General features: G+C 71.9%; 23 protein-coding genes and 1 tRNA gene. 13 read left to right on the top strand and 11 right to left on the bottom strand.

What is annotated here, in order from left to right; translation table 11 throughout:
- Nucleotides 1-130: 130 nt before the first annotated feature.
- The 4 genes from ACQUSR_RS32910 to ACQUSR_RS32925 all read left to right on the top strand — a co-directional run bounded on the left by ACQUSR_RS32910 (nucleotide 131) and on the right by ACQUSR_RS32925 (nucleotide 2,544).
- Complete coding sequence (locus ACQUSR_RS32910) at nucleotides 131-1,006, top strand: helix-turn-helix domain-containing protein (RefSeq protein WP_431046932.1); 876 nt, start codon at nucleotides 131-133, stop codon at nucleotides 1,004-1,006.
- The gene (locus tag ACQUSR_RS32915; protein WP_431046934.1) at nucleotides 1,003-1,446 is read left to right on the top strand and encodes a VOC family protein; all 444 of its coding nucleotides are present in this window, start codon (nucleotides 1,003-1,005) and stop codon (nucleotides 1,444-1,446) included. Before ACQUSR_RS32910 ends, ACQUSR_RS32915 begins: the two co-directional genes overlap by 4 nt.
- Nucleotides 1,447-1,684: 238 nt before the next feature.
- The gene (locus ACQUSR_RS32920; RefSeq protein WP_431046936.1) at nucleotides 1,685-2,005 is read left to right on the top strand and encodes a DMT family transporter; all 321 of its coding nucleotides are present in this window, start codon (nucleotides 1,685-1,687) and stop codon (nucleotides 2,003-2,005) included.
- The gene (locus ACQUSR_RS32925; protein ID WP_431046938.1) at nucleotides 2,005-2,544 is read left to right on the top strand and encodes a TetR/AcrR family transcriptional regulator; all 540 of its coding nucleotides are present in this window, start codon (nucleotides 2,005-2,007) and stop codon (nucleotides 2,542-2,544) included. Before ACQUSR_RS32920 ends, ACQUSR_RS32925 begins: the two co-directional genes overlap by 1 nt.
- A gap of 232 nt (nucleotides 2,545-2,776) precedes the next feature.
- On the opposite strand, the gene ACQUSR_RS32930 is transcribed toward ACQUSR_RS32925, so the two are convergent.
- Nucleotides 2,777-3,232 (bottom strand): hypothetical protein, encoded by a 456-nt coding sequence (locus ACQUSR_RS32930; protein WP_431046940.1) that lies wholly within the window; start codon nucleotides 3,230-3,232, stop codon nucleotides 2,777-2,779.
- A 253-nt stretch (nucleotides 3,233-3,485) separates the two neighbouring features.
- On the opposite strand from ACQUSR_RS32930, the gene ACQUSR_RS32935 reads away from it, so the two are divergent.
- Together ACQUSR_RS32935 and ACQUSR_RS32940 are read left to right on the top strand one after the other, a co-directional pair.
- Nucleotides 3,486-3,557, top strand: a tRNA-Gln gene (locus ACQUSR_RS32935).
- A 3-nt stretch (nucleotides 3,558-3,560) separates the two neighbouring features.
- Complete coding sequence (locus ACQUSR_RS32940; protein ID WP_431046942.1) at nucleotides 3,561-5,894, top strand: hypothetical protein; 2,334 nt, start codon at nucleotides 3,561-3,563, stop codon at nucleotides 5,892-5,894.
- A gap of 515 nt (nucleotides 5,895-6,409) precedes the next feature.
- On the opposite strand, the gene ACQUSR_RS32945 is transcribed toward ACQUSR_RS32940, so the two are convergent.
- The 4 genes from ACQUSR_RS32945 to ACQUSR_RS32960 form a co-directional block, all read right to left on the bottom strand.
- The gene (locus tag ACQUSR_RS32945; RefSeq protein WP_431046944.1) at nucleotides 6,410-6,904 is read right to left on the bottom strand and encodes an NUDIX domain-containing protein; all 495 of its coding nucleotides are present in this window, start codon (nucleotides 6,902-6,904) and stop codon (nucleotides 6,410-6,412) included.
- A 95-nt stretch (nucleotides 6,905-6,999) separates the two neighbouring features.
- Nucleotides 7,000-7,560 (bottom strand): hypothetical protein, encoded by a 561-nt coding sequence (locus ACQUSR_RS32950; RefSeq protein WP_431046946.1) that lies wholly within the window; start codon nucleotides 7,558-7,560, stop codon nucleotides 7,000-7,002.
- A gap of 15 nt (nucleotides 7,561-7,575) precedes the next feature.
- Nucleotides 7,576-8,385, bottom strand: a complete 810-nt coding sequence (locus ACQUSR_RS32955; protein ID WP_431046948.1) for a hypothetical protein — start codon at nucleotides 8,383-8,385, stop codon at nucleotides 7,576-7,578.
- 225 nt (nucleotides 8,386-8,610) lie between these two features.
- The gene (locus tag ACQUSR_RS32960) at nucleotides 8,611-9,558 is read right to left on the bottom strand and encodes a helix-turn-helix domain-containing protein (RefSeq protein WP_431046949.1); all 948 of its coding nucleotides are present in this window, start codon (nucleotides 9,556-9,558) and stop codon (nucleotides 8,611-8,613) included.
- Nucleotides 9,559-9,654: 96 nt separating this feature from the next.
- Here ACQUSR_RS32960 and ACQUSR_RS32965 point away from each other — a divergent pair, with 96 nt between their 5' ends.
- The 3 genes from ACQUSR_RS32965 to ACQUSR_RS32975 all read left to right on the top strand — a co-directional run bounded on the left by ACQUSR_RS32965 (nucleotide 9,655) and on the right by ACQUSR_RS32975 (nucleotide 11,785).
- Nucleotides 9,655-10,686: a saccharopine dehydrogenase family protein gene (locus ACQUSR_RS32965; RefSeq protein WP_431046951.1), complete on the top strand. Its 1,032-nt coding sequence runs from the start codon at nucleotides 9,655-9,657 to the stop codon at nucleotides 10,684-10,686.
- A 170-nt stretch (nucleotides 10,687-10,856) separates the two neighbouring features.
- Nucleotides 10,857-11,501 carry a LysE family translocator gene (locus ACQUSR_RS32970; protein ID WP_431046953.1) on the top strand — a complete coding sequence of 215 codons (645 nt, stop codon included), beginning with the start codon at nucleotides 10,857-10,859 and terminating at the stop codon, nucleotides 11,499-11,501.
- 113 nt (nucleotides 11,502-11,614) lie between these two features.
- Entirely contained in the window at nucleotides 11,615-11,785 is a 171-nt protein-coding gene (locus tag ACQUSR_RS32975; RefSeq protein ID WP_431046955.1) for a Tn3 family transposase, read from the top strand.
- 178 nt (nucleotides 11,786-11,963) lie between these two features.
- Here the strand turns inward: ACQUSR_RS32975 and ACQUSR_RS32980 are convergent, their stop codons facing one another.
- The 3 genes from ACQUSR_RS32980 to ACQUSR_RS32990 all read right to left on the bottom strand — a co-directional run bounded on the left by ACQUSR_RS32980 (nucleotide 11,964) and on the right by ACQUSR_RS32990 (nucleotide 14,312).
- Nucleotides 11,964-12,146, bottom strand: coding sequence for a hypothetical protein (locus ACQUSR_RS32980; RefSeq protein WP_431046957.1), 183 nt, complete (start codon nucleotides 12,144-12,146; stop codon nucleotides 11,964-11,966).
- A gap of 717 nt (nucleotides 12,147-12,863) precedes the next feature.
- The gene (locus tag ACQUSR_RS32985) at nucleotides 12,864-13,823 is read right to left on the bottom strand and encodes a hypothetical protein (RefSeq protein ID WP_431046959.1); all 960 of its coding nucleotides are present in this window, start codon (nucleotides 13,821-13,823) and stop codon (nucleotides 12,864-12,866) included.
- 129 nt (nucleotides 13,824-13,952) lie between these two features.
- Complete coding sequence (locus tag ACQUSR_RS32990; RefSeq protein ID WP_431046961.1) at nucleotides 13,953-14,312, bottom strand: hypothetical protein; 360 nt, start codon at nucleotides 14,310-14,312, stop codon at nucleotides 13,953-13,955.
- A 58-nt stretch (nucleotides 14,313-14,370) separates the two neighbouring features.
- On the opposite strand from ACQUSR_RS32990, the gene ACQUSR_RS32995 reads away from it, so the two are divergent.
- Nucleotides 14,371-15,348 (top strand): hypothetical protein, encoded by a 978-nt coding sequence (locus ACQUSR_RS32995; RefSeq protein WP_431046963.1) that lies wholly within the window; start codon nucleotides 14,371-14,373, stop codon nucleotides 15,346-15,348.
- A gap of 33 nt (nucleotides 15,349-15,381) precedes the next feature.
- Here ACQUSR_RS32995 and ACQUSR_RS33000 read toward each other — a convergent pair whose 3' ends face one another.
- Nucleotides 15,382-15,861 carry a MarR family winged helix-turn-helix transcriptional regulator gene (locus ACQUSR_RS33000; RefSeq protein WP_431046965.1) on the bottom strand — a complete coding sequence of 160 codons (480 nt, stop codon included), beginning with the start codon at nucleotides 15,859-15,861 and terminating at the stop codon, nucleotides 15,382-15,384.
- 117 nt (nucleotides 15,862-15,978) lie between these two features.
- On the opposite strand from ACQUSR_RS33000, the gene ACQUSR_RS33005 reads away from it, so the two are divergent.
- From ACQUSR_RS33005 to ACQUSR_RS33015, 3 genes are all read left to right on the top strand, one after another.
- Nucleotides 15,979-16,392, top strand: coding sequence for an HGxxPAAW family protein (locus ACQUSR_RS33005; protein ID WP_431046967.1), 414 nt, complete (start codon nucleotides 15,979-15,981; stop codon nucleotides 16,390-16,392).
- Between the two features lie 210 nt (nucleotides 16,393-16,602).
- Nucleotides 16,603-17,277: a DUF6338 family protein gene (locus ACQUSR_RS33010; protein ID WP_431046969.1), complete on the top strand. Its 675-nt coding sequence runs from the start codon at nucleotides 16,603-16,605 to the stop codon at nucleotides 17,275-17,277.
- Entirely contained in the window at nucleotides 17,249-17,440 is a 192-nt protein-coding gene (locus ACQUSR_RS33015) for a hypothetical protein (RefSeq protein WP_431046971.1), read from the top strand. Before ACQUSR_RS33010 ends, ACQUSR_RS33015 begins: the two co-directional genes overlap by 29 nt.
- A gap of 56 nt (nucleotides 17,441-17,496) precedes the next feature.
- Here ACQUSR_RS33015 and ACQUSR_RS33020 read toward each other — a convergent pair whose 3' ends face one another.
- Complete coding sequence (locus tag ACQUSR_RS33020; RefSeq protein WP_431046973.1) at nucleotides 17,497-22,455, bottom strand: CHAT domain-containing protein; 4,959 nt, start codon at nucleotides 22,453-22,455, stop codon at nucleotides 17,497-17,499.
- Complete coding sequence (locus ACQUSR_RS33025; RefSeq protein WP_431046975.1) at nucleotides 22,452-22,643, bottom strand: hypothetical protein; 192 nt, start codon at nucleotides 22,641-22,643, stop codon at nucleotides 22,452-22,454. Before ACQUSR_RS33025 ends, ACQUSR_RS33020 begins: the two co-directional genes overlap by 4 nt.
- Nucleotides 22,644-22,854 lie beyond the last annotated feature (211 nt).

The raw sequence follows: 22,854 nt of genomic DNA on the forward strand, positions 1-22,854 counted from the left end.
TGGACGGGATGAGGATCCCGCTGCTCGAGCGAAGCCGCGTGCTTGGGGGAGGGCGGGAGGCCCGCCACCGGAGCGGCAGAGAACAGGGCGGCGAGGAACGCCGCATTGCCGGGCCGCGCATACTGGCCGTATGCCTACCCCGTCCCGCGAATTCGTGCGGGCCACGCTCGCCCCGGGCGGCCCGGTGGTGTCCGCCGTGGGCTATCGCACCAGAGGTCAGACCCCCGCCCTCCACCGAGGGCTGCCGTCCCCGTATCTCACGTTGATCTTCTCGCTCGACGGGCCCATCGCCAGCGGGCTCACCCCCGAGCAGGCGAGGGGTGGCGACGCCTGGCGCACGGAGATCGTCCTGGGCAGCCTTCACCAGCGCCCGGCGTATGTGGTGCAGCCCGAGCACGAGGCGGGCATCCAGCTCGCGGTGCACCCGCTCGCGGCCCGCACCCTGTTCGGCCTCCCGGCCGCCGAGCTGACCGGGCAGGTGGTCTGCTCCGGGACGGATGTGCTCGGCCGGGCCGGGGTCGAAGTCCACGAGCGCATCTGCGAGTTGACGGACTGGGGTGATCGGTTCGGCCGCCTGGCCGCGTTCATCAAGGGGCGGGTCGCGCGGTCCGAGGGCGCAAGCGGCGTACGTCCGGAGGTCGCCGAGGCGTGGACCTGGCTGGCCCGGCACCGGGGCGCGGGCACCCTCAAGGGCCTCGCCGCGCATGTCGCGCTCAGCGAGCGCCGCCTGAGTACGCTCTTCCGCGTCGAGACCGGCCTGACCCCCAAGCAGGCCGCCCGCCTGATGCGCTTCCAGCACGCCAAGGCCGCAGCCGTCCGCGCCGTCGCCGCGGGCGTCCCGCCCGACCTGGCCCGGATCGCCGCCGAGTGCGGGTACTACGACCACTCCCACCTGGTGCGGGACTTCCACCAGTACACGGGCGCGAGCCCCAGCGCCTGGCTCGCCGAAGAGTGCCGGAATATCCAAGCCGGGGCCCACGGCGGCGGCGAAGACTGGGACGCATGAACACCACAGAGCACACCAGCGCAGCGGCACAGAGCACCGGGCAGCGGGCCCCGAGCGTCTGGCCCACCCTCCAGGCCCACGACGCACCCGCCCTGATCGACTTCCTCGTCGACACGGTCGGCTTCGAGCGCACGGCCGTGTACCAGGACGGCGACCGGATCGCGCACGCCGAGCTCGACTGGCCCGAAGGCGGAGCCGTGATGCTCGGCTCCTACGACCCGGACACCGAGGGCTGGTGCCTGCGGCCCGGCACCTTCGGCGCGTACGTCGTCACCGACCACGTCGACGCGCTGTACGAGCGGCTGCGACACGCGGGCGTCAAGGTCCTGCGTGAGATCGCCGACCAGCCGTACGGCAGCCGGGAGTTCGGCATCGCCGACCCCGAGGGCAACAAGTGGTCCTTCGGGACCTACCGGGGCGCGCCCGCACCTCGTGAGTGAACCCTCAGCTCCAGCCGCGCCCACGCGCCGGCAACGCCGCCTGGGCGCGGCTCGTCGCATCGCGTCAACGAGCATCGTCAGATCGCGACGTGACGGGGGTACGTGCGCACCGAGACGCTGAGCCGTCCAGTGTGCTGCGCCAGAAATGGCGGGCTTGAGGCCGAACCGCAGGACCTGGCGGCCGGTCGTCGGTCAGCGTTATGTACGTCCGTACGCAACGCTGTGTACCCTCGTACGCGTGGTTTATGTGACGCTGGCAGGCGCGATACTCTCCGAAATCCTGGCCACCACCGCGATGAAATACAGCGAGGGCTTCAGCAGGCTGTGGCCGTCGCTGGTGACCACGGCCGGGTATCTGCTGGCCTTTGCGCTGCTGGCGCAGACGCTGAAGTCGATGAGCGTGGGGACCGCCTACGCCATCTGGTCCGGGGCCGGGACGGCCGTGATCGCGGCGATCGGGATGGTGTTCCTGGGGGAGAGCGCCAGCGCGGCGAAGCTCCTGGGGGTGTCGCTGGTGATCGCCGGGGTTGTGGTGCTGAATCTGGACGGGGCGCACTGATGGCGCGGCGCTACGACCCCGACCGGCGGCAGCGGATCATCGATGCGGCGATCGCGGTGGTCGGGGAGCGGGGGATCGCGGGACTCAGCCATCGCGCGGTGGCCGCTGCCGCGGATGTGCCGCTGGGGTCGACGACGTATCACTTCGCCAGCCTCGATGATCTGCTGGTCGCCGCGCTGCGGCAGGTCAACGGGGAGTGGATGGCCGACTTCGCGCACTGGGTGGACGGCATCGATCCGGCGGTGCCGCTCGCGGATCAGGTGGCCGAGCTGGCCGAGGAGACGCTGGCCGGGGACCGCTCGCGGGTGGAGTTGGAGTACGAGCTGTATCTGGCGGCGCTGCGGCGCGAGGCGGTGCGGCCGATCGCCGCGGAATGCCTGGACGAGATGGTGCGGCTGCTCGGCCGGCGGATCGGCGACGAGCGGACCGCGCGGGCCGTGGTGGCATTCATGGATGGACTGCTGCTGCAGCATCTCCTCACCGGGCAGCCCTTCAAATCCGCCGCGGTGCGGGCCGGGCTCGCCGGGGCGTTGGGCTGAACCCGAGGGCGGGCGGCTGGATCGCCCCTCCTCATGCCGAGTGGGACGACCGAGCGAGTGCGCGGGCCCGCGGCCAGGCCGGCCGGCGCGGTGACGGCACGCGCGCGGTCTGCATGCTGAGTCCGGCGCTGACGTGTCCGGCGCTGATGTGTCCGGAGTCATGGCCCCCGGCGACGCGAGGGCACGTGTGAGCGTGGCGGCTGGCCCCGGCTCGTCCTTTGACCTGTGATGCCTACCGGTTCTCCTGTTGCTGGTACACGAGAACCGGCAGCCGGGGAGCGAATGTGTCGACGGCGGCTTGCAGGCGTTCGGGGTCCAGGCGCCAGAGGTTGATGGGTCGGCTGGCGAGGAAGAGCTCATGTTCGACGTGGGGAGCGAGTCCGGCCGTCTGGTCCGGTCGGAGCCCGCTGTTCATGCCGGGTAGCGGCGGTGCTCCGGGACGGCGGTGCACGCCCACGTAGTTCATTGACGGACCGGCCATCTGCTGCTGCCACAGAACTACCGATGTGATGTCCTCCCACGGCACGAACGCCGTCTGGGCTTCGTAGCGGGCCGGCGCGCCGCCGAGCAGTACGCCCGCGCTGTCGACGCGGAACGCGACCAGACGCTTCCAGCCCGCCCCTGCCAGGAGCTGGAACGGCGTGCGGGTGAAGTGCGCCTCGTAGACGGCGGGATGTGGATCAGCCATGGCCAGAGGCTATCGGGGTGGTCCTGTCCGCAACTGACGCCCCTGGCAGGAGATGGTCGAAGCGAACTGCGTGTCGTACGTGATCAGCGGGGCAGCGATTCCCCGGACGGGCGCACAGCCTCGCCGCCCACACACCCGTCACGATGACCACCTTGTTGGCCAGCCCGTACAGGCGCAGGGGCTGGGTCAGACAAGCTGATTCCCGGAAAATGGTTTGTACGGGGCCCGGACAGGTGTCTACTGTCCCGTCCATCGGCGTGTAGCTCAGTAGGAGAGCACCGGGCTCTGGACCCGGAGGGCGCAGGGGCGGAACCTGCCACGTCGGCTTATGAACGACGACGCTGAGCAGCAGCCTTCCGCAGGCGCGAACGTATCCGCGGCCTACCCGCAGGCCATGCTGGCCCGGGCCTTCCTGACCGCGCTCACCCGTGGCGACGCCGACACCCGCCACCGCGCCGAACGCCGCGTCGACCGCTGGCGGGCCGTGCTCTCCGGGATGGCCGATGGCCGCCTGAGCATCGGCTCACGTACCCCGGTGGCCGGGCTGCCGGCTTGGGTGACCCCGGAGGTCGTACGGGGCGGATTCGCCACCTCCGCCGCGAGCGCCGAGTGCCCGCTCGAGCCGTACGAGCGCGAGGCCGCGCTCCAGGCGGGAGTGCCCGCCGAGCGCCGGGCACTGTTCGCGTACTGCCTCACCGAGCCGGGCCTGGCGTGGCTGCACACGCTGCTCGACAGCGGCTGCTACGAGATCGCCGTGCCCGAGGAAGCCGCGCTGCTGACCGTGGCGTGGCTGGTGCGAGCCGGGGACGTGGCCGCCGCACTGGACCTCGTCGACGAGTTGGAACCGTTCGCCGACCGACTGCGCTTCACGCCCCGGCCGTCCCTCCTGCCCGCGCCTGACGGCCGAGCGGTCCACCGGCGGACAGTCGGCGAGGCCGCCGGGTCCCTGGCCCGCCGGAGGCCCAACGCCGCTGTGGAGGCCCAGCACGAGGCGCTCACCATCTGGCAGCCCTTCGGCGACGCGCTCCTCGCGCACTGGCTGGAGACCGCCGGGACCGGCCGCGTCTTGGATCGCGTACCCGACGGCGCTTGGCGGGAGCGCGGCGCGGTGCTCCTGCGCCGCTACCGGGAGCTCGCCGCGGCACACACGCGCTGCACCAAGCACCGCGACCCGAAGGAGAACCTGGGCATCCTGCGCGGCGCCCTGGAGGAGACCGTCGCCGGCCGCGCGCTGGACGCGCGCCGACTCGGGCTGCTGCGGCACGCGGTGGAATCCATGGTCCGTCGGCGCGGCCGTCCCGGCTCAGGACGCCACACCGAGCTGCGCGCCCGTCAGGCGGCCCAGGCGGCCCGGCCCTCGCACCACGCGCTCGCCCAACTGGTGCTGCGCCGACTGTCCGGGCTCCCTCAGCACACGGGAGCCGCCGATGTGGCGCCGCTGGTCTCGGACGTCTCTGCCCGCGAGGCCCAGGAAACCGGACTGCCCGCTGGAGCGGCGATCCCGACAGCGGTCCGGCACGTCGTGGAAGCCGCGCTGAGCGCCCCGATCGGCACGCTTGTGGAACGCGGCGTCGTGCCCTCGGCCGAGGTCCTGGCCGAACTGGTGCCCCAACTGGTCGCCGTGACCGGTTCGCAGGCATACCGGGACGAGGCCCTGCGCACTCTGACGGCCGCGAACTACCGCGCGTTCCGCAACCGCCGCTCGCTGCTCCTGCTCAACCTCGACCGCCAGGTGCGGGTCGAGGAACTGCCCTGGGTGAAGGCGGTGACCGAACACCGCGATCATCAGGGACAGGAGGGACGGGAGGAACAGGAGGGGCAGGAGGGGCAGGAGGGGCAGGAGGGTGCGCATACCGTATTGCGCCAACTCGGCGAACTGGCCGTGCAGGCATTCCCCGCCACGCTCCTGCCCAACCCGCTGGTCCGCGAGCTGAGCGTGCTCGCCCGACAGGCCGAGTCCGGCGCGCCGTTCGTCGAGGAGCTGGCCGCGGACATCTTCATGGGCACCTTCACACCGAAGTTCCTCGCGGCTGCTCGGGTCGCAGCGGAACTGCTCCGCGGCACGCTGTACGAGCGCTACTACGGCATCGATTACGCGGCGGTCCGCAACCTCGCCATCGCCGAGGCGAGCGAGTCGCTGACCCGCACCCACCGGCTGCGCACCTCGCCGGGGTTCGCGAAGCTGTGTGCCGAGCGGGCCGGCGAGTCCGGCGGCCGGGCCTGGTCGGTGGCAGCCAACGGCAAGATCATCGAGCAGGCCCAGATCCTCACCACACACAACCTGGCCACTCTGGTCAGCCGGGTCGGCATCCGCCCCGCGCCCGCCTGGGACGACCTGGCCCGGCGCTGCTTCACCACCGTGTGCCTGCTGACGGCCCGGATACCGGGCAACCCGCGGCCGCTGTCGACGATCAAGGACGCGGCGTACGCATGGCGGCAGATGGTGTTCCACTTGTCGCTCTGCGGCCCCCGGGAACAGGCCGTGGCGATCGCCTGGCTGGGGGAGGAGATGGCCCGCCATCCCGGCCACGTCGTGGCCCGGCTCGCCCCTGCGCTGACCGGCCTGCGCCAGGCCGCGGACGGTGGGACGCCGGAGTCGGGCGGCGGACGCCGCTTCCTCGGCTGGACTACGGAGACCCACTGGCTTCGCCAACCGGCTTGACCACGAGGAAACCGCCGGGTTCGTGGCTCCTACCTGCGATTTCCCGCTGATGTGCATGTGCCCAGCGCGGGAAGACGGGTGGTGCTGTGCTTACGGGTTCGTCGACTCACGTGCGGGAATGCCTGGTGCGACCGGCGCACCTTCGTCGAGCAGGTGCCGGGGCTGACCCGGCGGTTCGGCCGAAGGACCGAGCGGCTGCGGTCGACGCTGGCATCGGTCGGGCTCGCGCTCGCTGGCCGCGCTGGGGCCCGCATGGCGAGCGTCTTCGGAGTCTCGGCCAGCCGAAGTACGGTCCTGCGGCTGATCGATGCCCTTCCTGAACTGGACGTACCGGCCCCAGGGGTGGTCGGCGTCGATGAGTACGCGACGTGCAGGGGCAGGAGCTACGGCATGATTCTGGCCGAACCAGGCACGTCCGGCCTTCGCGTGGATGCTCAAGCGCCAGATGTTCGGCCGCGCGGGCTTCGCCTCCTGCGAAAGCGAGTCCTACGCGCGCCGTGACGCGGACTGTCTGCTTAGAGGCCGAGCAGCACAGGTCTGGGTGGAACACCAGAGGTGATCAATGCCGTCAATGGAGTCGCAAGGTCGCGGGGAGAAAACAGGTCGGGACCGTCATAATTGGCGACTTCCTGCAGGTGCCACCACTCCAGACCGCTGATGTTCTCCGCAGCGAGCTCGTCGTCGGACAGCGCCCCGCGCGGGTTGAACCCGACCGTGCGCACGAGGAAGTAGTCGTTGACGACGCCGTCGTAACCCGCTGCATGCCCAGGCGCCACCACTTCCTGGCGCCACACGTGTGGCGGATCGGTCCTGACGGCGAGGCCCACCTCTTCCCGCAGTTCGCGACGCAGTGCGGCAAGTGGCGTCTCGTCCTGCTCGATCCCTCCGCCCGGAGCTGCCCATACCACCGTTCCCGCGGGCTCCGGAATCGCGAACCGGCAGAGAAGGATACGGTCGTCCTCGCCGAGGATGATCGCGCGTACTGAGTGACGTAGGTTCACGGACAGCATCCAGTGGTCGATTCGGGGATGGTGTTCACGAGAACGGGAGGCACCCGGCGGCCGCCCTGCTCCTGGGCGTCGTCGCGATTCATCGACGGTTCCGATCAAGATCCTCCGGACAGGCCCTGGGCCGTCCGCCAGCGTGGGGCCTGGTGATCGGGGACGTCAGGGGAGGCGAAGTGGAACGGCACCCCGAGGCGGTCGGCCAGAGCCCGGCCCGCCTCGGTGGCGGCGGCGCTCGGCGGGGGGCTGCCAGGGCGGTGGTAGACGGTCGCCAGGTGGCCTTCCCCGGACGGGTCGTCCAGAACCGCGACCAGCAGCACGAACCAGTCATGCACGGTGTCACCGTCCCAGAGGGCCTCGACCGCGGCCACCCGGCCCGGGAGGCCCGAGGCGCGGGCCGCGAGTGAGGGGAGGTCGAGCGGATCGGGCGGCCGGTGCTGCACGCGGTCGGCGAGGGCCTCGTAGCGCGCGTGAACCATCTGCTCCGCCTCGCACAGCCCCAACTCCAGCGGGCGCAGGGCCTCCCACACGGCCTTGATCGCCGCTATCCGGCGGTCGCGCAGTACGTTCGCGTCGACCTCCCGGCGGGTCTGCTCCGGCAGGTAGGCCCACCAGTCGCCCACCGGGCCGCCGCCGGGGCCGGGTTCCACAGCGTGTGTCATGGGTCGAAACGTACGTCAGTACGCCCCGAACGACCAGAAGACGCCCACCTCGTCATCAGCCACCGCGATCACGCCCAGGTCCTCGAACAGGTCGAGGCCGTTGAGGTACTCAGAGGTGAGGAAGCTGTGGGAGGCAGTGCCCTGGAGGCCCGCCGCGACGAAGTCCGGGGCCGGGTCCGAGGCGGCGGCCGTCGCGTTGGTCCAGTAGCGCGCGGTGGGGCCGTACCTGTCGAGCAGGGTCCGGGCGTCCGCCAGCACGGCGTCCTGGTCCGGGCGGAAGCGCACGGGGGCGAATTCCGCCTGCCATTCCTCGGCCATGACGGCGAGCGCGGTGACCGCCGCCTCCGCCTCCAGGGGGTACAGGCGGCCGGGGAACTCCGATGCGTCCGGGGGGTCGAAGGGGTAGGCGGGCACCGTGAGGCGGGCGTCGTTGGTGCGGTCCCAGTCCAGTCGGACCCAGCCCCGGGGGTCGGGGACCGACCGGTGCAGCACGGCGTGGACGTCGTGCGCCCAGTTCACGTGCCGACGGGGGCCGGTGGCCGCGAAGGTGTACGTGTCGTCGAGCAGCCGCAGCGCCGCCGCGTTCCAGGGACAGCGACGGCTGCGGAACTCCACCAGCAGACTGCCGACTCGGCGGGCGAAGACGTCCTTCGGCTCGCCGGAGATGCGCCGGAGCTGGTCGAGGGCCCAGTGGACGAGTTCGCCTCCTCCGTCGGCCGCGAGGCCGGCCGGCCCCTGCGGGAGCGGGAGGTCCGTTCCGTCCCGGAGGGCCTCCAGGTGCGCATCGATCAGGTCCAGGGCGGGCCGGTCGGCAGGCATGAGCATTTCGCCACTCTAGGCAGCCGTCTCTTTCGGACCATGCCGGCCCGGGGTGATCGGCAAGAGGCTCGCTGCGGCTCGCTGCGGCGAACGATCCGGAGGAGCGGCGGGCACCGGCCTCAGTTGGCCCGAGGAAGGCACGATGCTGTCGAGACCCGTGAACATTCCTCCCGGCCCCCGTCGGCACGCAGGGTGCGTTTGGCCGGGAGTTATGCTGCGCCCCCGTACCGGTCAGGCAGGCTTCGCGCTGCGAAATGAGCGCCGGTAGCTGTCAGGTGGGACCCCGACGATCCGTTTGAACTGGCGCCGGAGTGTCGTGGCGGTACCCATGCCGGTGGCTAGGGCAACCGCCTCGATGGTGTCGTCGGTGGCCTCCAGCAGTTCCTGGGCGCGGCGTACGCGCTGGGTCAGGAGCCACTGGATCGGCGTCTGCCCGACCACTGACCGGAACTGCCGTCCGAGATTGCGCGGGCTCGTGTTCGCCCTCCGTGCCATGTCGGCCACGGTCAGCGGCTGGTCCAGCCGCTGCTGGACCCAGGCGAGCACCTGGGCAAGCGTGTGGTCGCCCGCGATCTGCACCGGCGTGGCCACGAACTGGGCCTGACCGCCGGGCCGATGCGGCGGCATGACGAGGCGACGGGCGACGGAGTTGGCGATGGCGGCGCCGTGGTCGAGGTGGATCAGGTGCAGACAGAGATCCACGGCGGCGGCCTTGCCCGCGGCCGTGAGCACGCTGCCGTTGTCCGTGTACAGCACGTCCGGGTCGACCACGGCCAGCGGATGGCGCGCACTCAGCTCCGCGGCATGAGCCCAGTGGGTGGTGGCCCGCCGGCCGTCCAGCAGGCCCGCGGCGCCGAGCACGAACGCTCCGGTGCAGAGGGAGGCGACCCGGGCACCCGACTCGTGAGCCGCCCGCACGGCATCGATCAGCTCCGCCGGCGGCGGATCGTCGACGTCGGCGCACGCGGGCACGATCACGGTGTCGGCGCCGGCCAAGCGCTCCAGCCCGTGGTCGGGCTCGACCACGAACGGCCCGACCTGCACCGGACCGGGCCCGCAGAGCAGTACCTCGTACCAGCCCGCCGTGGCTTCGCGCGGGGGATTGCCGAAGATCTCGTAGGCCACCGCCAGCTCGAAGTGCAGCAGGTTTCCGGCGGCGGCCAGCGCGACAGTGGGCATGTCCGAAAGTGTACGCATGATGTCGTTCCGGACCATCACAGTCGGGCCCTGCCCGCGGCGAGACTGGGCTCATCAGCACATCGAGAGCGGGGAACTATGAGTACAGCGGCCGCAGTAGTGGTCTACGGGGCGACCGGGCACACCGGTCGCTTCATCGTCGCCGAACTGCGAAGGCGTGGCTTCGCCACAGTCATCTCCGGCCGTGACGAGGCTCGGCTGGAGTCGCTGGCCGCCGAGTGGGGAGACGTGGCGGTGCGGCCGGCCACCGTGGACGACGCGGACTCTTTGGACCGGGCCCTCGCCGGCGCGGCGGCTGTCATCAACTGCGCCGGACCGTTCGCGGTGACGGCAGGCCCGCTCGTCGAGGCGGCCTTGCGCGCGGGGATCCCGTACGTCGACGTCGCGGCAGAGATCGAAGCGAACGTTTCGATGTTCGCCGACCACGCGGAAGCAGCCCGAAAGACGGAGACGCCCGTGGTGCCGGCGATGGCGTTCTACGGTGGACTGGGTGACCTGCTGGTGACCGCGGCGATGGGGGAGTGGACTGCCGCGGACGTGGCGCACGTCGCGTACGGGTTGAGCAGCTGGCATCCCACGGCGGGCACCCGGGCGGCCGGTCGGGTGTCCCATCAGCGTCGCGCGGGCCGTCGGGTGCGGTTCACGGACGGCGCGTTGCAGTACCACGACGACAAGCCGTGGGAGCAGGACTGGCACTTCCCGGAGCCGCTGGGCCGACGGGCGGTGATCGCGGAGTTCACCATGGCCGATGTCGTCACCGTTCCCAGCCACGTGGCCGTGCCTGAAGTCCGCACCTACATGACCGTCGAAGCCGCGAGGGACCTGGCCGAGGAGGACACGCCGGAGCCGGAGCCGGTCGACGCTCTGGGGCGGTCGAACCAGACCTTCGTCGTCGACGTCCTGGTCCGCGCGGGTGGCGTCGAGCGACGTGCCACGGCCCGTGGCCAGGACATCTACGCGGTCACCGCACCACTGGCGGTGGAGGCCGTCCAGCGGATCCTGGCCGGGCACACGCGCACAACGGGCGTGGCCTCGGCCGGCGCGATGTTCGACGCGGCGGACTTCCTCCGGTCGCTGACCCCGCACCTGTCGGTTGAGCTGCCGCACTGACCGGCCGCGCGCTGGTGAGCTGTCCCAGCACCACGAGTATGTGAGCACCATGAGCATGCGGTCTCGGGATCGATGTGCCCGTGATCTCGGCATGTGGATGAGGCCTAGAGGGGGCGGTCCGTCATCTGTTTCCATTCCCCCTGGAAATCAATCCAGGAGGTGACGGGCATATGGTGTCCGCGGAGAGCATTCTCGCGTTCGCGGCGATGTCGCTACTGGTGATCGTGATTCCGGGGCCGAGCGTGCTGTTCGTGATCGGCAGAGCCCTCGCGCACGGTCGCCGCACGGCGCTCGCGACGGTCCTCGGCAATCTGATCGGTTCGTACCTCCTGGTGATCGCTGTGGCATGGGGCCTCGGCGCGCTGGTGGAGAACTCGGCGGCGGTGTTCACGGGCGTGAAACTGGCTGGGGCGGCGTACCTCGTCTACCTCGGCGTGCAGGCGTTCCGGCACCGCAAGGAGATGCGCGCGGCGGACATGGAAGCCCCGGCGGGTGAGCGGCGCGGTGATCTGCGCACGATCCTGGACGGGATTCTCGTGGGCGTCACCAACCCGAAGGGCCTCGTCTTCTTCGCGGCGGTGCTGCCGCAGTTCGTGAACCACTCGGCGGGCCATGTCCCCTTCCAGATGATGGCGCTGGGCCTGGTCCCGGTCGCCATCGGCATGATCACGGACACCTTGTGGGGCCTGGGCGCCGCGGCGGCCCGTTCCTGGTTCGCCCGCTCGGACCGCCGCCTGTCGATGGTCGGCGGGGCGGGCGGCTTCGCGATGATCGGTCTGGGCGTAACGGTGGCGGCGACGGGCCGCGCCGACTAGTTCCACGCTGGCACCGCCACATCGCCCTGGCCATGGCGGCCCACGCCTGCACGAGATCCGGCAACCTTCCGCTATGGACTCGGCATGGCCCGCGGTGATCGCATCGACAGCAGGTGGCCGCCTCCCAACCGGCCTACCAGGCCATGCTGGAGATCGGCCGCGCCCAGCGCACCCTGTTCGTCGCCCGCTACCTGCGCGACCGCGACCTCCAGAGGGAGATCGAGGAGGGCTTGAACGTGGTCGCGTACTGGAAAGCGGCGAACGCGGCGAACGCGGCGATCTAGTACGGCAAGGGCGGGGAGATCCGGCGGTGCCGGACGAACGTCAACACGCCAACGCTCCAGGACGTGCTCGCCGAACCGAAGTGCTCCGACCTGCTCACCGGTGCCGGCCAGCGCGGCCTGACCCCGCTGTTCTGGCAGCGTGTGCGCGCCTGCCGGGAGGCCCGCCCGGAGAGCCGGATCACCTGCGGCCCCACAGGGCGCGGACCAGCTCCGCGAGGGCGCGGACCACCACCGCCAGGGCCTTCAGCACCTGTTCGCGGTCGCGCGCAGCCGTACCTTCCAATGCCTGGTGGACGACCAGCACGACCATGGCCGCCATGATCAGCAGACCGGTCACCAGAACCCACTCCGCGCCGCCCATGAGCAACCTCCCTTCGCTCCGTTTACGACCCCGGTCGGGCGACCGGGTACGGAGGAAGTCCAACTCACCGACACGGACGAGTCGTATCTCGCCGGACCGCACCGGATCCGCGTCCGCGACGACCAGGTCACGAGGGTGCCCGTCGTCGCGTCGCCGGAGGCGTCCGGATGCCGCGGCACCCGGGAAAGGCAGGAGGTCATGACCGAGGATTCGCAACTCGGCGCTGGGCGAAGGTTCCTGATGGCGGAGCTGAAGGCGTTGTGGGACCGGTCCGGGCTGTCGCAGTCAGACGCGATCAGGAAAGCCAACAAGCGCCTGAGCGCAAGCGAAGCGCTGAAGCCGCAGACGGTAAGCGACTGGCTGGCGGGAACCCCCGCCGCCAAATTCGAGCAGTTGTGGGCGCTGGTCGAGGCGTTCGTCGTCGCCTGCGAACACCGTCCGAGCCGGGCAGATCTCGCTCGGAAGATCAAGGATCTCCAGGCCGGGCTCAAAGCTTCCGGCCCGGCAGTCGACAAGGCCGAAGCGCAGGCCGCGATCCGGAACCTCCAGAACGCCGGCGTGGAGTGGAGGGTGTGCGAGGCGCGGTGGAAGGCGCTGTGGGAGGTCGCCCGCAGTGATTCGACCCCCGGGCCCGATCCGCGACTGGGCGCCTACCTCAAAGCCGCTTCGCGCGCCGCTGATCTCCACCCCTATCCCGGCCTCAGCGACGACCCCGCCTCACCCCCGCTCGCCAAGGTCTACGTTCGCCAGCGTGTCGAGGCCCAGCCCCCACGTCCCCGGGCTCAGACCACCTTCGTGGCCGCCGAGGACGTCTTCGCGGGCGAGGACCGCATCCGGGTCCTCATGGCCGGCGCGGGCGTCGGCAAGTCGACCCTGCTGCGTCGCCACCTCACTGACGCGGCCGACCACTGGCTGAACAGCAAGAAAAGCAGCCGGGCCCACACGGCGGTTCCGGTCCTGATACGTGCCACGGACCTGGCCGGCGCCCCTGTCCTGGCGCAGGCGCTCGCGGCGGCCGTGACCGGGGACCTCGGCGTCTTCGGGCTGCGTGAAGCACTCGCCGAGGACTTCTTCGGCCACCACCCGCGGCCCCGGGCGCCCTGGCTGGTGATGGTCGACGGTCTCGATGAGGTTCCTGACCAGGCCACCCGCGTCGCCCTGCTGGACCGGCTGGCTCGGGAGGCCGAGACGAAGCCGTTCGTGTACCGCTTCGTGGTGGCCACCCGGCCCCTGCCCGACCGGGAACTCAACCGGCTGGGCCCCGCCACCGTCCGCTTCGAATTGCAGCGGTTCACCTTCGCCGAACTCCGTGCGTACGCGCGGGGATGCTTCAGCGACCTGCCCGGCACCGACCACCACGTGCTGGAGTTCATGGCCGGACTCAAGCGCTCGCGTCTGGACACCTTGGCCCGCACCCCGCTGATGGCCTCCATGCTGTGCCGCCTCTACGCGGCCGATCCCACGCGGCCCCTGCCCGACGGCCGCACCGGGGCCTACCAGTCCTTCGCCGAACTGCTCTACGAACAAAACACCCACAAGAACATCCGCGGCACTCACGACGAGGCGATCCGCCTCCTGAAGGACCGCCACCAGATGCCTCAAGACAACCAGGCCGCCGAGCAGGCCGCACAACGGGTACGCAACCACCTGCCAGAGCTGATCGACCTCCTCGCGCACGCGAGAATCAGCGGGAATACCGACCCAGCCGTCGAGGTCCTGGCCCCACACCTACACGCCCGGCGCCCCGGCAAGGTCAGGGAACCGATCTGGAACGCCTTCCTGGGCGACCTCCTGCGCCCCACCGGCCTACTGGCACAACGCACAGGCGACGTCGACTTCCTCCACCAGACCCTCCTCGAATACCACGCCGCCCGCCACGCCACCCGCGACGAGCAGGCACGCGTCCAGCTCCTCCACGACCTGTTCCCCCTCCAGCGCGCCCCTGCCGCCGGCCGCTGGAAGGCACCGGACCTGGACCCCTCCTACCTGGGCTTCCTCCTCGACGGGCTCCTCACGCCTCAGGACCACGTCACGGCCGCCACCATCCAAGCCCTTGAACACCTCACCGCACCCGGAGGACATGCCGCCTATCTGTTCCTCGCAACCCAGATCAACCTCAGCACCAACCTCCCCCCACACCACCGCACAACAACTCACCCGCCTCATCCACACCACCCTCCTCGACGATTACGCCCGCGTGGAGGCCGCAGCGACCCTGGCCCGCATGGACGGACACCAGCAGGAGGGCACCGAGCTGCTCGCCGCCTTCGCCGACGACGCCTTCCTGGAAAGCCACCACCGCATGCATGCCGCCGGTGCCCTGGCCGATCTGGACGGGCACCGGGCGCAGGGTGCCGGGCTGCTCGCCGCTTTCGCCAACGACCCCGCTCTCGACTGCCACGACCGCCTGGGGGCAGCCCAGGCGCTGGCCGGGCTGGACGGGTACCAGGAAGAGGCCGCCGGGCTGCTCGCCGCCCTCACCACCGACCCCGCCCTGCGCGGCCTGCACCGCGTGACGGCAGCCGGGGCCCTGGCCAGGCTGGACGGACACCGGGTGCAAGGCACCGGGCTGCTCGCCGCCTTCGCCGACAATCCCACCCTCCACAGCTATACCCGCGTGACGGCGGCCGAGGCCCTGGCCGGACTTGGTGACGAACGCGCCAGCGGGCCGCTCGCCGCCTTCGCCGACAACCCCGCCCTCGACGGCTTCCACCGCGTGACGGCAGCCGGGGCCCTGGCCAGGCTGGACGGGCACCGGGCACAAGGCGCCGGCCGGCTCGCCGCTCTCGCCGGCAACCCCGCGCTTGACGGCCGCGACCGTGTGACGTCCGCTCAGAACCTGGTCGACGTGGTGGCCACCCAGGAAACGGCCGAGCTGGAGGGACACCGTGAGAAAGCCGCCGTGCTGCTCGCCGCTCTCGCCGGCAACCCCGCCCTCGACGAGCGCGAACGCGTGAGGGCCGCCTGGAACCTGGCCCGACTCGGTGATGAACGTGCCGCCGGGCCGCTCACCGCGTTCGCCAACAGCCCCACGCTCGGCAGCTACGAGCGCGTCGGGGCCGCTGCAGCCCTGGCTCGCATGGACGGGCACCGCGAGGAGGGAGTCGGGCTCCTCGTCGCCTTCGCCGACGACTCGTACAGCGATATCTGCGTGGAGGCAGCCCATGCCCTGACCGAACTCAGCGAGTGGGGCGACGGCTGACGCGTCCGCGGGGGACCCCCAGCGGCGGCGCGATCAGGATCCGTTCTCGCACGACTCCTCCAGGTAGGCGCGTGCCAGCGCACCCGCGCGCGTGAGCCAGTCGGCGAGTACGGCGACCTCGTCCGGCGTGTAGTCCGCGAAGAGGTCCGTGAGGCGCGCGTAATACGGCTCGTAGACGGCGCGCACACGCTCGGCGGCGGCCGGGACGGCGGCGACGCGCACCCGGCGCCGGTCGGCGGGATCCGGCTGCCGGGTCACGAATCCGCCGCGCTCCAGGCGGTTGAGGATGCCCGTCACCGCCCCTGTCGTGACGTGCGCGCGCCCGGCCAGGTCGCCGGCGGTGAGCGGTGAGTCCCCGGCCTCCAGGACGTAGGCGAAGCAGATGAGGTCCGTGACGCTCAGACCCAGGTTCCGGGCGAACTCCTGCTGGCCGACCATGCTCGTCGCCATGAGGTGGTCCATCGCACTGATCGCGTCCGGGGCGGAGGCGGCGGGGCGGAGCTTGCCCTCCATTGAATTCCCTTAGTACGTAAGATAAATTCCTTGCTTGCTAAGACATCATAGGTCGGCGCCGGTGGTGTGGCCGCGGCATGCCGTGGCACGGCCCGGCGGGCGCGGGGAGGCTGGCACATGAGCGGACATCAGCACGACGAGGGCCACACCATCGCCGGATGGACCGGTTGCACCGTCGCCACGGCCGGGGCGGCGGTCACCGGCCTGGGGGTGTGCGGCTGGCGCCCGGGTATCTGGCTGGGGCTCGGCGTCATGGCGTCGGCGGTGCTGGTCACATGGGGCCTGCACCTCGCGGGCTGGGGCAAACCGCCCGGTGTGCGGCCTGCCGACCAGTGGGGCCTCAAGGTCCGGGACCGCGCCGCGCGCGGCGGACACACGGGCTGCCTCGGGTGCCGACTGGCCGGACGGCGCGGCGCTCCGGTGCGCACGCACATCGCACCCGAGCCCGCCGTCACCACCTCTCATGCGAGTCATGCGAGTCATGCGAGTCGTGCGAGTCGTGCGAGTGCTCCGGCTGACCTGTCGCCTTGACGACGCCGCGTGAGTTCCATCGCCGCGTGAGTTCCACCGCGTCATTCTGGTCGAGGCGACAACGCGTTGACCGATATGGTTCCGGCGGTCTGGACGCCGTCCCCTTGACGTCGCCGACATTCAACGGGCCCGTGACGCGGGCCTTCCCACACTCATCCTGAGGCGGCGGCGATACGGCCGACGCACTGAGCACGGGGGTACAGCACCGCGATGGTTCCAGGAACGGCGCAGCAGTTGACCATCCTGCTGATCCTCGTGCTGCCCGGCGTCTTCTACCAGGCCGTACGGGAGCGGCTGCGCGGCACCCTCCCCAGCGAGCAGGAGCCGCAGAACCGGATCGTGCGCGCCATCGCCGCCGGGGCCCTGCTCGACGCCCTCTACGCGGTGGCCGCGGGGCCGTGGCTGGTGCGGCTGCTGACAGGGGACGGAGACGGGCCCGTCGCCGGGGTGCTGCGGCGGCCTCGCCAAGCGGGACTCGCCGCGCTGCTCCTGATCGTCGCCGTGCCGTCCGCGCTGGCCTGGGCGGAGGCGGCGTGGCGGAGGCGGCACGCGCGGGCGCGGTACGAGCCGATGCCGACCGCCTGGGACGCCCTCTTCCGCGACCGCGGCTCCTGCTTCGTGCGAATGCGCCTCAAGAGCGGTCTGTGGGTGGGTGGTTGGCTTGGTTCGCGGTCGGCGGTGTCGGCGTATCCGCAGCAAGGGGACCTCTACCTACAGGCTCAGTACCGTGTGGGGTCCGACGGCAGGTTCCTCGGGAAGGTGCCCGGTACCGCGGGCGTGTACGTGCGGGCGAGCGACGTGGAAGTACTGGAGGTGCTGCTGCCGCCGTCCGCGGCAGCGGCGGAGGGAGCAGTCGATGACAAAGGATCAAGAGACGGGAAATGACGCCGAGTTGGCGGACCTGGTCGAGGAGTTCTCCTCCCACAGGACCTATCGGCCCACCGACGCCGTGGCCGAGCCGGACGAGGTGCCGCAGGGGCCTTCCGGCACGGCGATGGGGGATGCCGCGCCTCCCGTTCACGGGACCGCGGAGCCGGAGGTGTCCTGAGCCGGGCAACGCGGGGGGCGTGACGACCCGCAGCCGGTGCCCGCTGCCGCCCTGTCTCACGGGCCCGTGTGGATGTGCGCCGCCCACAGGTGCGGCGCCTGCGCGTAGCGGTCGCGCAGGGACCTGACCGGGCGGTGCAGGGCCGCGGCCGGATCGATGGGGCGGCCCCGGGCGACGTCCTCCGCGAGCGAGGCGTAGAACTCCTCGGTGAGGCGCGTCGCCAGCTTGTCGGAGACGGTCCACAAGGTGCCGATCACATGCGGGTATCCGGCCAGCTGGAACGACGACGTCAGCTGCACCGCCTCGTCGGGCAGCGTGACCCCGCCCTGGGACGTGGAGCAGGCGGACAGCACGGCGAGTTCCGGGCTCCTCGGGCGCTGGGCGGCGGCGTCGGACACGGTGAGCCGTCCGTCGTACAGGATCAGCCCGCTCTGCGACGGGCTGAGCAGCTCGCTGACGCCGTGGCAGCTGAAGTGGACCCAGGGGTGGGCCTCAAGCGCCTGGACGACTGCCTCCACCGTGGCGTCGGCCCCGGCCAGCAGCCGCCCCGAGGGGAACAGTTCCGCCAGCAGCGCCGCCTCCCGCGAGGCGCCGGGCAGCCGCGCGGCCCCGGGCGTCTCGGCGAGGGCGACGACCAGCGGGGAGGGGCGCGCCGGAGCACCGAGGGTGAGCCCGTCGCGCGCCCGGACCAGGGCGCGCAGGGTCGGCGTGTACGAGGAGACGGCACGGTCGAGGACCCAGGTGCCGGAGTCCGGCGCGCCGCGCCCGGCCGCGTGCAGCGGCAGGAAGGACAGCCAGCCGGTGGGGCACCACCACAGCCGGGGCCAGGGGGCACCGTCGCGCGGTACGGCGTCCAGGCCGAGCCGGTCGAGCACCGGAGCGGCCACCGTGTCCCACAGCCAGCCCAGCGTCCCGGAGAGCGTACGCATCGCGGCGACCGCGTTGTCCACCCCCTTCCCGCCGTACGCCTCGTCGATCCCGTCGACGAACTCCGCCGCCCGCGACAGGGCGGCCTCCGGGGTGAGGTCGGGCAGAGGGACCACCTCGATCCCGGCGTCGGCGGTCACGACGAGGGCGTCGCAGCGGTAGCCGCTGACGTTGACCACCACGACCGGGCCGTCGGCGGCGGCGGTGACCAGCTCCGGCACGGAGGGCGGGCGCAGGAAGCCGTCGAGCCCGGGCAACTCCCGTATCTCGTCCAGGAGTCGCTCCCAGCGCCTGGCCAGGGTATGCCGGGCCTCGGCGATCACGCCCGCCTCGTGGGCGTCGTGGGGCGGGGCGGCCGGGCCGCCGGCTTCGGTGCGCAACGCCGGGGAGAGCGTGTGCAGCGCCGGGGAAAGCTGGGGCGGGGCGCTCAGCTGGTCGCGGATCCGCTCGAACTCGGCCGCGAGGGCGGGGTCGAGGTCACGCAGCCGCGACACGTCGGCCCGGTTCTCCAGGCCCTGGGCGAGCAGCACTCCTCTCCCGTGTTCCAGCAGGGCCAGGGCGCGGCCCGCCGCGCCCTCGTTGAGCGCCAGCGCCGCGGCGTCACTCGCCAGGCCCGCGCTGATGCGCAGCCGCGCCTCCTGGTCGGCGCGGGCGAGGTCGCGCGGTGCGATGCTGGGCAACAGGCCGACGGCGTACGCGTACCCGTCCAGGGCATCGGCGTGGTGACCCGCCTTCGCCGAAGCCTCGCCCCAGGCACGCGCGGCCAGCAGCCGGGCCGCGCTGGGGGCGATCGGATTGCGCGCGCAGCTGCGGGCGATGCGGGCCGCCTCCACCAGGTCGACCCGTTCGCCCAGCGCGGCGCGGCCCAGCTGCGCCTGGGCCAGGAGCCCCTGGGCAAGGGCATGGTTCGGATGGCTTTCGGGCGTGCCCGCGAGGGATTCCCGGGTGGCCGTGACCGCCCGGTGCAGCGCCTGCCGAGCCACGGCCCCTGTGGCCTCCTCCGCCACATGGGCGTCGGTTTCCTCCGCCACATGGGCGGCGGCCTCCTCCGCCAAGTGGGCGGCGGTGACGCAGGCGTCCGCCAGGTTCAGCAGGGCGAAGCAACGCGAAGGGTGATGCTCGCCGAGCCCGGCCACCCCCTCTTCGAGGACCCGCCGGGCCTCACCGGCGACGTCCGGGTCCGTCTCCAACCGGGCCCGGGTGGTCAGCACGATACCCAGGTTGATGGCGGCAAGCTCGGCGCCCAGGCGCTCGCTGTGCTTCCCGGCCATCGCTTCGCGCAGGAGCGCGGCCGCCTCGTCGGCGGCGGACGGGTCGCCGACGGTCTCGTACCAGCTGCGCAGCGCTTCGGCGAGGTTGTTCAGGTGCAGGGAACGCTCCATGGCCGTCGGCGGGCTGTCCTTCACCGCGCGGCGCAGCACCGTCACGGCCTCGGCCAGCCAGACGCGGTTGCCGGTGACCCGCGCGCGGTCCGCGAGGGCGCCGCCCAGATTCGTGAGCGCCATGCCGATGCGTGCCTTGGGCACGATGGTCACGGCCTCGCGCAGCGTGCCGACGGCGGAGTCCATGAGGGTCTCGTCGCCGCTGTCGACGGCCCGGTGCCACTCGGCGTAGCCGAGGCCGGTGAGGATGAGGCCCCGATTGGCGGACGCGGGCTGTTCGGCGGCCAGGGCGGCGCGGAAGTACCGCATGGCCTCGTCGCTCCGCTGTACGTCGCGAGTGTGGCGGTAGTGCTCCCCCAGGCTGTTCGCAAGACCGAGCAGAGCCGCGGGCGTGGGTGGTCCCGACGACATGGCGACCGCCTCCCGATGGCATCGGACGGACTCCTCTATCGGAGCGAGGCCGCCGGTGAGGCGGGCGAGGGTGCGCAGCGCGTCGCCGAGGGCGGTGAGACAGAAGGCCCGGTCGGACGTCGCCTCGCCGGAAGCGGCCAAGGCCGCGCGCAGCACCTCGACGCCCTCTTTCAGCATCTCGGGGTCCGAGCGGAACTCGGCGAGACCCATCAGGGTCTCACCCAGGGCGCCGAGCCGGTGCACGCGCTGGTGGTCCTCCGCCGCTGTCATGCCGACGGCTTCCCGATGGCTGGCCACCGCCTCGGCGAAGAGCTCGACCCGGCCGGTGCGCAGGGCGAGCTTCGCCAGGACGGTGCCGAGGTTCGACCGGCACCTGGCGCCTCCGGCACCGCGGGCGTACGGGGGGTGCGTGACCACCTCGCGCAGGAGGCGCACCGCTTCCTCGTACAGGTCGACGCCGCTCGTCGCGTCGCCCCGGTCCGCGAGGACTTTGGCGTACTCCGCATGGCAATCCCAGCGCAGCGGGTCACCGGCCGGGAGGAGGTCGATCCCCCGGAGCATCTCATCGGCGCCCTGCTGCCAGGCGTCGTCGTGCGGCCCGGCGCGCCGGGCGAGCGCCGCCCCGAGTTCGAAACGCGCGGTGGCCTCGAAGTCGCTGTTGGGGGGCGGCAGAGCGAGGCACTTTCGGAAGCAGTCGACGGCCTCGTTCGCGTCGGTATCGGCGTCGGTATCGGTATTGGCATCGGCATTGGAGCCGGCATCGGAGGCGGCGCCCCTGCCCGAGGCCTTCAGGCAGCGCCCGAGCGCCAGCAGGACCCGGGCCCGCTCCGCGGAGCGGGCCGGCACCTCTTCACCGAGGCCGCGAAGCAGCGTGATCGGCTCGTGGAGTTCCCCGGGTTCCTCGGAACCCTCGGTTTCCTTGGGACCCCCGGGGGCGGACGCGTGCCGCAGGACGGCGCGCATCCGCAGCAAGTCGGCGAGTCTGGTGCCGTGGAGCACCCGTCGGCGCAGGTCGTCGGCCGGTACGGACGCCATCCCCCGGCGGGCGTGGACAACGGCTTCGTCCAGGTCGGCGAGGCCGCCCGTCGCCGTGTGCCGCGAGCCCAGCACGTGGGCGAGGACGAAGTGCGCCTGGGCGAACACCGGATGCCCGGACGGTGCGCCCTCAAGGGCGTCGCGGGCGGCCGCGTACGCGTCGTCCAGGGCACCTGGGTGGCCGGTGCGCGACGCGCGCCCATCCAGTAGCAGGCCGAGGTTGGTGAGGTACACGGCGCGCTCGACGGGGTTGGGGGCCGTGGCGGCGGCCCTGCGGCAGGCGGCGATGCCCTCCTCGTACAGCTCGGCGCCGTCGCCGCTCTCCATTGCCCGCCTGATCAGGGCGACGCCCAGGTCGGAGAGGAACGAGGCGCGGTGGGGCACGACGACGTCCGGCTCCGAAAGGGCCGCGCGCAGCAGCGCGATGCCTTCGGAAAGCAGCGCGGGATCCTTGAGATCGCCGGCGGCGCGGCACAACGCGGAACCGAGGGTGGCGCTGTGCTGCGCGCGCAACGGGTTGTTCCACGTGCACAGCTCCACCGCCTGCCGCAGTTCGGCAACCGCCTCCCGTATCGCGTCCCTGTTCGCGCCCGCCTCGGCCCAGTGCCTGAGCGTGTACCCCAAGTTGCCGTGCCTGCGGGCCTGTTCGTCCCGGACGCCGGGTGCGCAGACCACGGCGGCGCGGCCGACGTCGACGGCTTCGGAGAGCACGTGGCGTCCCGCGCCGTCCTGGAATCCGTAGAGGAGGACGATTCCGAGGTCCGACAGGCAGATGCCCTGCTCGACGCTGCCCTCACCGAAACCGGCGACGGCGTGCCGCAGTAGGGCCTCGGCGATGGGCAGGGCCCCGGGGTGGCGGCTCTGCTGGAACACCAGCGTTACCCCGACGCCCCCGTCGTACGCGAAACCAGGCTCCGTCGCGGCACCGCCGGGCTCGCCGGACAACGTGTCGAACAGCGGGCGCAGCCCGTGCGGCACCTGCCCGGGATCCTGCTCGTGGATCCCGGCGAACCAGAGCACCGCGGCACCGAGCGCCCCCCGATCGGCCTCGCCCCCCGCGAGATAGCGGCACCAGTCGACGTAACCGAGCGCCAGGACCCCGAGGCCCCACACGCTCCCGTCGGACAGGACGATGCCACCGCGCACCTCGTCGGCCGCCGCCACGGCCTCCGGCCCGAGGAACCACTCCAGGGCGCCGGGCCCGGCGTCCGCGCGCTCGGCCTGCTGGAGGATACGGCGCGCGGCGCCTTCGGGCCTCACGCGCAGATCCGGCCGCAGACGACCATGCGGTCCCGCGCGTCGGCTGGGGAGCCGATGGGGACATCCGGTGCGAGCAGCGCGACGGCACGGCGGCTCGGGCACGCGCCCGAGCCCACCCACCCGCCACGCGCCGATCCGGTCGGAGCCCTGTCCACGTCACGCCACGCGGCGTGCACCGTCTGCGTCATCGATCCCCCGTGGGCTTGTACTGTCCCCGCGCACCGCCACACGCGTCCCCCGTGGAGCGAACGCCGGTGGAGGGGTCAACTTACCGACTTCATCGATGACTTGAGCGAGTTCTCGGGCATCCTTGTCGGTCACCACAGCGTTTCAGGACGCGCTGGGTGTGAGCGGTGCCGATCAGCCAGGTCCGGCGGTCGGCCGCTCCCGGGTCCCGTA

The sequence above is a fragment of the Streptomyces sp. P1-3 genome, assembly GCF_050613155.1.
GTDB lineage: Bacteria > Actinomycetota > Actinomycetes > Streptomycetales > Streptomycetaceae > Streptomyces.